At 44.7% G+C, this 12,224-nt stretch carries 11 protein-coding genes; 6 read left to right on the top strand and 5 right to left on the bottom strand.

The genetic code is table 11. From position 1 onward, the window contains the following. Window positions 1-50 precede the first annotated feature (50 nt). Window positions 51-1,295 (bottom strand): carbohydrate porin, encoded by a 1,245-nt coding sequence (locus JFY49_RS03300; RefSeq protein WP_227609586.1) that lies wholly within the window; start codon window positions 1,293-1,295, stop codon window positions 51-53. Between the two features lie 154 nt (window positions 1,296-1,449). Beyond that, window positions 1,450-2,568: a CaiB/BaiF CoA transferase family protein gene (locus tag JFY49_RS03295; RefSeq protein WP_200223766.1), complete on the bottom strand. Its 1,119-nt coding sequence runs from the start codon at window positions 2,566-2,568 to the stop codon at window positions 1,450-1,452. Window positions 2,569-2,785: 217 nt separating this feature from the next. On the opposite strand from JFY49_RS03295, the gene JFY49_RS03290 reads away from it, so the two are divergent. The 4 genes from JFY49_RS03290 to JFY49_RS03275 all read left to right on the top strand — a co-directional run bounded on the left by JFY49_RS03290 (window position 2,786) and on the right by JFY49_RS03275 (window position 7,753). Then, entirely contained in the window at window positions 2,786-3,796 is a 1,011-nt protein-coding gene (locus tag JFY49_RS03290) for an AraC family transcriptional regulator (protein WP_200223765.1), read from the top strand. A gap of 167 nt (window positions 3,797-3,963) precedes the next feature. Beyond that, the gene (locus tag JFY49_RS03285; RefSeq protein WP_200223763.1) at window positions 3,964-5,169 is read left to right on the top strand and encodes an acetyl-CoA C-acetyltransferase; all 1,206 of its coding nucleotides are present in this window, start codon (window positions 3,964-3,966) and stop codon (window positions 5,167-5,169) included. Between the two features lie 11 nt (window positions 5,170-5,180). Next, window positions 5,181-7,313: a 3-hydroxyacyl-CoA dehydrogenase NAD-binding domain-containing protein gene (locus tag JFY49_RS03280; RefSeq protein WP_200223762.1), complete on the top strand. Its 2,133-nt coding sequence runs from the start codon at window positions 5,181-5,183 to the stop codon at window positions 7,311-7,313. A gap of 170 nt (window positions 7,314-7,483) precedes the next feature. Further along, window positions 7,484-7,753, top strand: coding sequence for a DUF4199 domain-containing protein (locus tag JFY49_RS03275; RefSeq protein ID WP_200223760.1), 270 nt, complete (start codon window positions 7,484-7,486; stop codon window positions 7,751-7,753). Window positions 7,754-7,819: 66 nt separating this feature from the next. Here JFY49_RS03275 and JFY49_RS03270 read toward each other — a convergent pair whose 3' ends face one another. Then, window positions 7,820-8,245, bottom strand: a complete 426-nt coding sequence (locus tag JFY49_RS03270) for a GNAT family N-acetyltransferase (protein WP_200223759.1) — start codon at window positions 8,243-8,245, stop codon at window positions 7,820-7,822. A 58-nt stretch (window positions 8,246-8,303) separates the two neighbouring features. Beyond that, window positions 8,304-9,527: a class I SAM-dependent methyltransferase gene (locus tag JFY49_RS03265; RefSeq protein ID WP_200223758.1), complete on the bottom strand. Its 1,224-nt coding sequence runs from the start codon at window positions 9,525-9,527 to the stop codon at window positions 8,304-8,306. Between the two features lie 102 nt (window positions 9,528-9,629). Here JFY49_RS03265 and trhA point away from each other — a divergent pair, with 102 nt between their 5' ends. Beyond that, window positions 9,630-10,271 carry a PAQR family membrane homeostasis protein TrhA gene (gene trhA / locus JFY49_RS03260; protein WP_200223757.1) on the top strand — a complete coding sequence of 214 codons (642 nt, stop codon included), beginning with the start codon at window positions 9,630-9,632 and terminating at the stop codon, window positions 10,269-10,271. A gap of 144 nt (window positions 10,272-10,415) precedes the next feature. Continuing rightward, window positions 10,416-11,732 (top strand): MFS transporter, encoded by a 1,317-nt coding sequence (locus tag JFY49_RS03255; RefSeq protein WP_200223754.1) that lies wholly within the window; start codon window positions 10,416-10,418, stop codon window positions 11,730-11,732. A gap of 66 nt (window positions 11,733-11,798) precedes the next feature. Here JFY49_RS03255 and JFY49_RS03250 read toward each other — a convergent pair whose 3' ends face one another. Then, window positions 11,799-12,143, bottom strand: a complete 345-nt coding sequence (locus tag JFY49_RS03250; RefSeq protein ID WP_200223752.1) for a hypothetical protein — start codon at window positions 12,141-12,143, stop codon at window positions 11,799-11,801. Between the last annotated feature and the right edge of the window lie 81 nt (window positions 12,144-12,224).

Genomic DNA, 12,224 nt, shown 5'->3' with positions numbered 1-12,224 from the left:
TTGTGCTCCAAGCATCGAATGATAAAACCCAAGTACTTATCATCTAGAAACTAGAACGCTGTTTGTAGCTTAATACCGCCAACCCAGGTATTCTCACCATTTTTATATGCACCAACCTGTTGGATATATTGAATATTTGGACGGATAGTGAGCCAGTTTGTTGCATGAATACCATAGTAAATTTCCGTATCGTATTCTTCGCTCTGTAGGCCACGGGCATCCACACTGTTATTGCGAATGTTCGCATCATTTACACCGTCATTGATCTTGATGCGGGCTATACCGATCGCAATCTCGTCCTGAGGACGAAAGTCCATTAAACCTTTATAAACCAGACCCATATTTTGCATGTCACTGACTTTGTTTGTGTCACGATCATGTACAGTTAAGTTTACAAAAGCACTCAGACCGCGAGATGAATCACCGTTATGTGCTGTCAGTTGCTGTTTGGTCACGACCCAGACACCTTGTTTGTGCTCAGTTTGCGATACATCTTTAATTTCTGCAGCATCGGCGCTGCTGTAGTAATAACCGGCACGGTATTCACCCGGAAGTTTTGCCGCGCCGATTTTCGGTGTCCAGACCACTTCAGCAGGAATAATCGTCCCATGAGAACCATCGGTACTTAAGTTGAAGCCTTTGCCTCGTTCAAGGTTTTCAGGGTTATATTCATAGGCACCGACCTGGGCATAGACGTCAGGAGTGAAGTTATATTTCGCTCGGGCAGCCCATTGACTCACTGGCCAGTTGTACCACTGATCACCGACCCAGTTCCCCACTTGAGAACCGCAAAGCGCCAGATTCTGGAAATCACAATCAAAACTGTTGAAATCTTCACCCTCACCAAAGTGCCCCACTTTGAGATCCAGTTTTTGCTCTAGGAATTTTTTCTTGATCCAGAAGTCCGTTAAACGCCAGGTTTGCCCCCGGCCCCAAACTTCTTGTACCGAACTGAGATGACCATTTAAGGCAGCTGAACTATTCGACAGATTACGGCCATTACGTTCGGTAACGGTTATTTGCACTTCAGTGCCTTGCCAACCTAGAATTTTGTTTAAATCGAAGTGGGCACCGATTGCAAACTGATCTGCATATTCAGTGCCATGACTGGAATGATGGTCTGAGTCCAGTAAAGTCGCAATTTCACCGGTATAACCCAGACTGAAGTCATATCCTTTTTGTTGTAATGCTGTACGTTGACCATTCCAGTCACCGAACATCCACTGGCTTTGTGAATCAAATGCATTGCCTGCATTTGCGGTGTTTAATACAGCGCTGAGAGAGATCAGGCCCACACCGACACCGAACGTGCTCCATAACTGCTTCACAGCCGCTCACCTTTATATTATTTTTTCTAATACTGATGCTACTCCTGTTTTTTATTTAACATTGGGCGCAAATTGTGAATACATTGTTTTTCAATGTTAATGTTTTTAATCTATGTGAAAACTACCAGTTTCCGGCGCCTAAATGCTGTCCTATATATAAATATTCTGCCTGAGAGCGGGAAAATTTAATCGGACAGGCCAACTGGGTTTCCGTCTGCTTGCTGTCCGGAGCCAGCGGCACTTCAACTGCCCATTTTCGTTCTTGAGCCAAACGAGAATCCAAGGCTTCATCCAGAGTTAAAACAGGCTCTACACACACATCCTGATCGGCAAAGATCACTTGCCACTCTTGCCAAGTTTTCGATTGAATCTTTTCCTGAAGCGCCCGCTTGACTACGTGCTGATCTGCCGGGTCAAACGAAGCCCCTTTTTCACCAAGGATGGGAAGATCCAAAATGTGTGCCAAGCCCGACATAAACTGTGGCTCCAAACTCCCAATCGATAAATAACGGCCATCCTGAGTCTGGTAATAGTCATAAAAACTGCCGCCATTTAAATACGACTGTTCGGGAAATTGTTTGGTATTTCCTGCCAATGTGGCAGCCGCTGCCATATTATTTAAAGTGGCTACACAATCGGTCATCGAAATATCAATATATTGTCCCAAACCGCTGTGCTCACGTTCCACCACGGCAGCCAAAATCCCAATGACCGCATGTAAGGAGCCTCCAGCCACATCGGCGACCTGTATCCCTAATGCCGGTGGTCCACCCTCTTGCCGGCCACTATGTCCAGCAATTCCAGCCAAGGCCAAATAATTTATATCGTGTCCGGCCTTATCTTTATAACTTCCGGTTTGTCCATAACCGGTAATGGAGCAATAAATCAGTCGAGGGTTCAATGCTGCAAGCGTGGCGTAGTCTAGGCCCAGGCGCTGCATCACCCCCGGCCGAAACTGCTCGACCACAATATCGTATTCAGTAATCTTCTGTTTAATCAGTTCAATGTTGTGCGGATCTTTTAAATCCAGAGCAACCGACTGTTTATTACGGTTTAAATAACTGTGCGCCGTTGCCTGTCCATGGGCATAAGGCGGCAATAACCGAATCAGGTCTGGCCGTGTAGGTGATTCAATGTGGATCACTTCTGCACCGAGGTCTGCCAGATACAAAGTGGCAAATGGACCCGGGAGTAAAGTTGAAAAATCAAGTACTTTTAATCCTTTTAAAGCCGTAGTCATGTCCGTTTTTTCTCTTTTTATGTTGATTTTATATGCATATTAGAAATATAAAACTCATAAAACAATGTCATGTTCAGCCATTTACCTTGATCATTTCGGCAATTTAAGATGTAAATAGGGTGCAACAACTATTGTAAATTGCCACCCAAACAATTTTTAGCGTCATTTAGGTCAACTGCAAGTGAATATAAAAGAGAAAGAGACTGAAGGATTTAATATGAGTCGCGATACGATTAGTATCCACTTCGTCAATGCGGCTTTAACCGGCGTAAAACGTCTGGGCATGGATGTCGAAACTTTATTGTCACATGTCGGCATTGAAGCGGAATTATTACGTCAACCTAAAGCCCGTATTTCTCCGGAACAATATACCCGATTTATTCAAATGCTCTGGATGGTGACCCAGGACGAACATGTCGGCTTTGATATACAGCCACGTCGTCTGGGCACTTTTGCCATTATGTGTCAGTTGATTATTCATGCGAAAACGCTAGGAGATGCCTTAGAGCTTTCTTCCCAGTTCTATAAACTGTTTGGCGATGAATGGTCTGTGACTCTGGAACGGGACAAACATGAAGCACGCCTAGTTCCGCTTATTCCTAAAAGCATGGACTCCGATCACTTCATTACCGAAAGCATGCTGATGATCTGGCACGGTCTGGCCTCCTGGCTCATCGAACGCCGTCTGCCACTTGAACGCGTTCATTTTGGCTACCCACGTCCTGCACATGCCGATGAATATGATGCCTTGTTCTTCGCACCGGTGATGCAATTCGATGCGCCACGTACCGAAATTACCTTTGCCGCAGACTATCTGGATCTTCCGCTGCGTCAAAATGAAGAAACGCTGGAAGAATTCCTCAAAGCGGCCCCTGCACAGTTGCTGGTTAAATTCAAAAACACCAACTCGCTGACTTCTCGTATCCGTGAAGTGTTAAAGAGCCAGATTGGTGAAGAAATGCCAACACTCAACGATGTCGCTTCGATGTTGTATCTTTCTCCACAAACTTTGCGTCGCCGTCTGGCTGCGGAAGGAAAAAGCTATCAGGGCGTGAAAGATGCCTTGCGCCGTGATGCCGCCATTCATCTGCTGCTAAATCCAGGTTTGACCCTCGAAGATGTCGCGCAGCAGGTCGGCTTTAGTGAAACCAGTACTTTCCACCGTGCCTTTAAAAAATGGACCGGCGTAACACCGGGGTTATATCGTCAGTTGCATGGTTATCACTGATCAACCCTTAATCTTTTCAGTTTCTCTCTATGCCCAAGTTTCGACTTGGGCTTTTTTATTGACCAAAAACATCATCTGACCTGATCCGTTCTCGTCATTGCACTTCGAAAATTAATCATTACACTCAAAAAAGTATAAAAATTTTAAAATCATAAAAGGGAAATGCCATGAGCGAGGCTTATATCATTGATGCCATTCGCACACCACGCGGAAAAGGAAAAAAGGATGGTTCACTGTATGAAGTGAAACCGATTACCCTACTCACCACATTACTCAATGAATTAAAAGACCGTCATCAACTCGATACTTCAAAGGTTGATGATATTGTCCTGGGCTGTGTCACACCGATTGGCGACCAGGGTGCTGATATTGCCAAAACAGCCGCCATTGCTGCAGGTTGGGATAATGATGTAGCTGGAGTACAGATCAACCGCTTCTGTGCCTCAGGTCTGGAAGCCGTGAATCTGGCTGCGCAAAAAGTCCGTTCAGGCTGGGAAGATATAGTGGTTGCTGGTGGCGTTGAATCTATGTCGCGCGTACCAATGGGTTCAGATGGCGGCCCTTGGGCACTGGACCCTGAAACCAATATGGCCTGTGACTTTATTCCGCAAGGCATTGGTGCCGACCTGATTGCCACCATTGATGGTTATACGCGTTCAGATGTCGATACTTTTGCTGCCGATTCACAGAAAAAAGCGGCATCTGCACAAGCCCATGGCTATTTCGACAAATCAGTTGTGCCGGTAAAAGATAAAGCCGGTGTAGTGATTTTGGATAAAGATGAATTCATCAAGCCAACCACTACAGCAGAAAGTCTGGGCAAACTCAATCCAAGCTTTGCCATGATGGGACAGATGGGCTTTGATGCCATTGCCCTGCAAAAATATCCAGAAGTGGGTGCAGTCAATCATGTACACCATGCGGGAAATTCATCAGGCATCGTCGATGGTGCTGCTGTCGTGCTGGTAGCATCGGAAAAAGCCGTGCAAGAACAGGGCTTAAAGCCACGAGCCAAAGTGCTATCGACTGCACTTGTAGGTACCGACCCGACCATCATGTTGACTGGCCCTGCTCCAGCTGCACGTAAAGCCTTAGAAAAAGCCGGTTTGACGATTGATGATATAGACCTGTTTGAAGTGAATGAAGCCTTTGCTGCCGTGGTGATGCGTTTCATTAATGAACTCAATGTTGATCCGGCCAAAGTCAATGTCAACGGTGGCGCGATCGCGATGGGACATCCACTGGGTGCAACAGGCGCAATGATTTTGGGCACACTTTTGGATGAATTAGAGCGTCAAGGCAAGAAACGTGGTCTTGCAACCCTGTGCGTCGGTGGCGGTATGGGCATCGCAACCATTATTGAATTGGTATAAGGAGAACAAAAATGAGCGCAATTCAATTTGAAAAAAATGCCGACAATATCGTCATTTTAACCTTAGATTCTCCAAACCAGTCTGCCAATACCATGAATGCAGATTTTCGTGACGCTTTAACAGAAACTGTAGAGAAGCTAAAAGCCGATGACCATATCGCAGGGATTATTTTCCGTTCCGCAAAAAAGACCTTCTTTGCTGGCGGTGACTTGGATGAGCTGATTCAAGCCACACCTGAACATGCCACTGAATTCTTCAACATGATTGAAGAGATGAAAGCCCAGCTGCGTTATATCGAAACCCGCGGTATTCCTGTCGTTGCAGCCTTAAATGGCACGGCACTGGGTGGCGGTTGGGAACTGGCATTGTGCTGTCATCATCGTATTGCTCTGAATGATGCCAAAGCCAAATTCGGCCTGCCTGAAGTAACTTTAGGCTTGTTGCCTGGCGGTGGCGGTATTGTACGCATGGTGCGCCTGCTCGGTCTGCAAAATGCTTTTCCTTTGCTGATGGAAGGCAAGCAATTTGCTGTTGATAAAGCCAAATCTTTAGGGCTGATTCACGACACAACCGATTCTGAACAGGAGCTTTTAGACAAAGCCATCGTCTGGGTAAAAACCCATCCGCAGTCTGCACAACCTTTCGATGTAAAAGGATATAAAATTCCAGGTGGTACGCCATCTTCTCCTGCTGTGGCACAAATGCTGGCGATTGCGCCTGCCATGCTGCGTGACAAAACCAAAGGCTGCTACCCTGCACCTGAAGCGATTATGGCGGCTGCGGTAGAAGGTGCTCAGGTTGATGTCGATACTGCGCTAACCATTGAATCGCGTTACTTTACTTACCTCGCCACCGGTCAAATTTCCAAAAACATGATCGGCACCTTCTGGCATGGTTTAAATGCGATTAAATCTGGTGCCAGCCGTCCAAAAGACATCGCCAAATGGAAAGCGTCTAAAGTCGGCATTTTAGGTGCCGGGATGATGGGTGCAGGGATTGCTTATGCGACGGCATCGAAAGGCATTCAGGTGGTTCTAAAAGATATATCTATAGAGGCTGCAGAAAAAGGCAAAGCCTATAGCCAAAAGCTTTTAGACAAGAAAGTCTCACAGGGTCATTTAAGCGCAGAGAAAAGAGATCAAATTTTAGCCGTTATTAAGACAACGGTGGATGCTGCGGACTTGCAAGGTTGCGACCTGATCATTGAAGCGGTATTTGAAAATCCCGAGCTGAAAGCCAAAGTCACGCAAGAAGCTGAACCCTATCTGGTCGATGGTGGCGTGATGGCATCCAACACCTCGACCTTGCCAATTACCGCTTTGGCACAGGCTTCTAAAAATGCGGCGAATTTTATTGGCCTGCATTTCTTTAGTCCGGTCGATAAAATGCAGCTGGTTGAAATCATCAAAGGGCAAAACACATCCAGTGAAACCTTGGCCAAAGCCTATGATTTTGTGCAGCAAATTGGCAAAACCCCGATTGTGGTGAATGACAGCCGCGGTTTCTTTACCAGTCGCGTGTTTGACACCTTTGTTCAGGAAGGTCTGCGCCTGCTGGCCGAAGGTATACATCCAGCCCGTATTGAAATGGCTGCTCTGAAAGCCGGTATGCCTGTGGGTCCACTGGCCATTCAGGATGAAGTCTCGCTGACGCTTTCAGAACATGTCGCGACTGAAACACGTAAAGCCCTGCAAGCAGAAGGTAAAGAACTGCCACGTTCAGGGGCAGATGATGTAATTCACAGCATGATTCACGAGTTTAACCGTAAAGGCAAAGCTGCTGGTGCAGGCTTCTATGACTATCCGGAAGGTGCTAAAAAACAGCTTTGGGAGGGCCTGAAAAAATGGCAGAAAGATACGGATATTTCTGAACAGGAAATGATTGACCGTTTTCTGTTTGTGCAATCTCTGGATACTTTACGCTGTCTGGAAGAAGGTGTGCTGGAATCGACGGTTGATGGCAATGTCGGCTCTATTTTCGGAATTGGTTTTGCCCCGTGGACCGGTGGTGCTTTGCAGTTTTTAAATCAATATGGTTTAGAAAAAGCCCTGCTTCGTGCCAATACGCTTGAAGCCAAATATGGCGAACGTTTTAAGGCACCGCAATTGCTCAAAGACAAGATTGCCCAAGGCGAAAAAATTTAAATCTTATTGTGCAAAAATATTGTAAAAGAAGAGAAGCGAAATGCTTCTCTTCTTTTACTCGAGCATGATGCTTTTTTAAACCACAGAATCTCATCTGCTTTTACAGGGCTTTTATGTTATAAAGTTACATAAGTTCTAAATTTTTTATTTATCCAGTGGGTAGTCCTCTTATGACAAATAACTCTTCTCCTGAAAAATCATCTTGGGGTTGGAAAGCCGTCATTATTGTGTGTATTTTAGGTGCCTTATTTATGGGCATCTTTTATCTTGCCGTGAGCAACGAACCAGACTATATGCCAAGTCAAAAGCGCAATCAGACGCATACTGCACACCAGCAGCAATCTTCGGCTTCCGAACCTACTGCGGCTGAGATGAATATGACAGAACAAGAACATGCCAATATGGCAGAGCACGATGCCTCTGCTGCCCATGGTCACTGATTATAGAAAATAAAAAAGCGGGATGAGGTATCCCGCTTTTTTACACCTACTTTAATGGCTATTGAATTACTGCAATTTTAAATACATATCAATATGCGCAATGCCGCAATCCGGATATTGCTCTCCTTCCACAGTAAAGCCCAGTCCTGCATAAAACTGCACGGCATGTACTTGAGAAGAGAGTTTCAAAAATTTGCGCTGCTCATGTTTAGCCTGCTGAATAATCTCCAGCATCAACAGCTTGCCAATGCCCTGTCTACGATAAGCCTTTAAAACCGCAACCCGGCCAATGCTGTGATTTGGCAGCAGGCGCGCTGTCGCAATAGGCTTTGCCTGATCATAAACCACAAAATGTAATGAGATGGCATCTTGCGCATCCCATTCATCGGCAGCAGCAATGTTTTGTTCCTGAATAAAAACCTGCTCACGAATCAGTTTTGCATCATGTTGCAATTTATTCCAACTGCCTGTGCGTATCGTAAATGGGGGCATCAACCATCATCTTCCTAAAAATAAAAACATCTTTAAAACTGCTTTATTCATTCTTCGATTAACACTTACAGCCTATATCCTGCTGATCCCACTGATCATTCAGCAACAGTTCCAAGGAATGTTTTTGAATGCCATACATCTGTTTTAAGGCCTGAATCTGCGCCAAAACCTGCTGATCTGGTTCACTATAATCTTTACGTTTGGTGGCCAGAATCATCTTGTTTTTACTGGTATGTTCCAGCGCCACAAATTCAAACACTTTGGTTTCATAGCCGTATGCTTTAAGCAATAAAGCACGAATGGTATCTGTCAGCATTTCCGCCTGCTGTCCGGCATGAATGCCAAATTGCAACATCGGTTTCAGCACTTCAGGGCTTTTCAGCTGTGGACGCAATTCTTTATGACAACACGGCGCACACATGATCATTTGCGCATTTAAGCGAATCCCGGTATGAATGGCAAAATCGGTTGCCACATCGCAGGCATGCAGCGCAATCATGACGTCGAGATGTTCAGGCTGATAGGTACGCACATCACCCTGAAAAAAATCCAGTTGCTGAAAATCGGAACGCTGCGCAACATCCTGACAAAACTCCACCATTTTCGGATTGAGCTCCACGCCTGTAACAAAAGGCATCTGCCTATGTTTAGCCAGATAGTCATATAAAGCAAAAGTCAGATAGCCTTTGCCTGAACCAAAATCAACCACACGCAGTGCATGATCGTGTTGGTTAATCTGATCCAGAGCACCCGAGAAAATTTCGACAAATTTATTAATCTGTTTCCATTTACGTGCCATGCTCGGAATAATCTGTGCTTTATGGTCGGTAATGCCCAGCGGCTGTAGAAAATAGCTGTCTTGATCGACATAGCGATGCTTGGTACGGTCATGGCCTTGCTGGGTCTCTGCAGGATTCACTATCGTAATCGCCTTTTTACTGCTGCTCAGCATGGCTTTCTTCTTGTTTTTTTTCAGTTGCAGTTCTTCACTCGCGGTAAACAGATTGGCCTGCTTCGATTGTGCCAACAATGACTGCACCAAGGGCACGGCTTCAGCCAAAGGGTAATTTTTAGTGACATCTTGAGTCTTATAACGATACAGACAACTGAGCACAGGCTGGTTTTGCAGTGAAATGACTCTTAAGATCATTTTCTCCAGATGTTCCAGCTCACCTTTATACTGGCTAATAATCATTCGATCAAAACTATGTGTTTCAATGGCTTGCTGAAAAGCATCTAAGAATTTTTGTTCCTGAATAAAAGGAGAAGCCGCTTGAGACATACATATCACTCGAATAAATTAGGTCATCAGTTTAAAACTTCTTACTTTAAAGGTAAAATTGCATTACTATACAAGTGTATTTTTAATTATAGAAAATAAATAATGACGACTTCTCAACTGCAGGCTTATGATCCACATGAAGAAAAAATTAATGCGATCAGTCATGCACTTGGCGCATTATTAGCGCTTATTGCCAGTATTTTTATGCTGATCAAAGGCAGTGATTTACCGCTCGGGCAATTTGTCAGCTTGTGTGTGTACGCACTCAGTATGATTTTACTTTTTTCTGCCTCCAGCCTGTATCATTTTGCCGAATCACCACAACGACGTGGCTGGTACAAAAAACTGGACCATACTGCCATTTATTATCTGATTGCAGGAACCTATACCCCTTTCCTGTCCATCGCCCTGCCTACGGCTAAAGCACATTATTTATTAATTGCCCTTTGGCTGATTGCGCTGATTGGCACATTATTCAAATTGGTTTTCATTCATCGTTTCCAGAAAATTTCACTCATCGCCTATTTGCTCATGGGATGGCTGGCCTTACTAGTTATGGATGATATGCAACGCTATTTAAGTGCCGAGGCGTTAACCTATTTGATCGTTGGCGGACTTGCATACACTGTGGGTGCATTGTTTTATGCGTTAAAAAAGGTAAGATACACCCACGCTATCTGGCATATTTTTGTATTGATCGGTGCAGGATCACATTTTCTGTCTATCTATCTTTACGTGATTTAATCCTCTCATTCTTCATTTCAGTGACCCTGAGCGAGTTGAGTAGAGAAGATTCTTCGTTGTTTTTTTAAGAAATTACGCCTTTTTTAAAAAGATTACGCTTTTAAAACTAAGTTTTTTTTATTTTTAGTAAGTGTAAGGTCATCCATGGCGTCATCAGATTCTATTGCTGCTTCAGCAGAAGTTGCAACCAATTCAAAATTCCGCGTTCTTACTGCGAGCCTTGTAGGTACAACAATCGAGTTCTTCGATTTTTATATTTATGCAACAGCGGCAGTCATTATTTTTCCCCATCTGTTCTTTCCGGCAAGTACGGACCCAACCACAGCAACCATTCAGTCTTTGGCCACCTTTGCGATTGCCTTTATTGCACGTCCGATTGGCGCTGCCCTGTTTGGACATTTGGGTGACCGGATTGGCCGTAAGGCAACCCTGGTCGCAGCCTTACTGACGATGGGTATTTCGACCGTCTGTATTGGCTTACTGCCCACTTATGCACAAGTGGGTCTTGCTGCACCCTTATTGCTTGCGCTTTGCCGTTTAGGTCAAGGACTGGGCTTGGGAGGTGAATGGAGTGGTGCTGTTCTTCTGGCCACTGAAAATGCGCCTGAAGGTAAACGTGCCTGGTACGGTATGTTCCCTCAACTTGGAGCCCCAATCGGCTTTATCCTGGCGACAGGTTCTTTCATCACCCTTGGTGCATTCATGTCGGAACAGGAATTTATGCAATGGGGCTGGCGTATTCCGTTTATTTCAAGTGCTTTACTGGTGATTGTGGGTTTATGGATTCGCCTGAAACTGCATGAAACGCCTGCCTTCCAAAAAGTATTGGATAAACAGAAAGAAGTAAATATTCCATTTAAAGAAGTGTTGACCAAACACTGGGGCATGCTGATTCTGGGTACTATCGCTGCCATCTGTACCTTTGTGGTGTTCTACTTAACCACAGTGTTCGCCTTAAACTGGGGAACCACCAAACTCGGTTACACACGTTCCGAATTTCTGCAACTGCAACTGGTTGCCACTTTATGCTTTGCGGCATTCATTCCACTTTCTGCCGTTTTTGCGGAAAAATTTGGTCGTAAAGCCACTTCAATTGGCGTATGTATTGTTTCAGCATTGTTTGGCCTGGTGTTCTCAAGCATGCTTGAATCTGGCAGCCCTGTTGTCGTTTTCCTATTCTTATGTATTGGTCTGGCGATCATGGGCTTAACCTATGGCCCGATTGGTACGGTACTGTCTGAAATTTTCCCGACTTCAGTACGTTATACCGGTTCAGCATTAACCTTTAACCTCGCTGGTATTTTTGGCGCATCTTTTGCACCTTTAATTGCAACCAAGCTTGCAACGACTTATGGTTTATATGCTGTAGGTTATTATTTAACTGCAGCTTCTATCCTTTCACTGCTTGCCTTCCTGGCCATTCGTGAAACTAAACATGATGATGTAAACAACCAGGTTTAATCTCATCTAGACATAAAAAAACCAGCGTGATCATGCTGGTTTTTTTATGTGTCTTTTCTCACTACTTCAGATCTGTTCATCACTGAGCATTTCTTGATATAGCTCTTCAAACACCGCTCGATCGCCACCGGCATTGTAATAACTCGGAACAATGTAAGTCACCAGCTGGCGATATCGCTCTGTGCCATATAAATGATCCAGCAAAGCTTCCACATTATTTTCATCAATACCGAATCGCGTCATCAGTTGCTGAAACTTTTGATAAAATGTGCGCGCAAATTCTTGCGTGTTCACTACATCCGCCTCTGCTTGCTGAAAATACGTTTCTAAGGCAATTAAACCCGCTTCAAGCTGTGCCGATTGAGGTTCTGTTAAAGCAAAAAACTGACCAACCTCTTCTAAAAAAGACATGCTCTTCTCCTATTTTGTTCTCATTGTTATAAAACAATCTTGTTTTACGGTATGTCAAAAATTGTTCCTAAAACCGATCTT

Origin of the sequence: Acinetobacter sp. CS-2, assembly GCF_016599715.1 — a bacterium.
Taxonomy (GTDB): Bacteria; Pseudomonadota; Gammaproteobacteria; order Pseudomonadales; family Moraxellaceae; genus Acinetobacter.
This window is presented reverse-complemented; position numbering and strand designations above follow the sequence as displayed.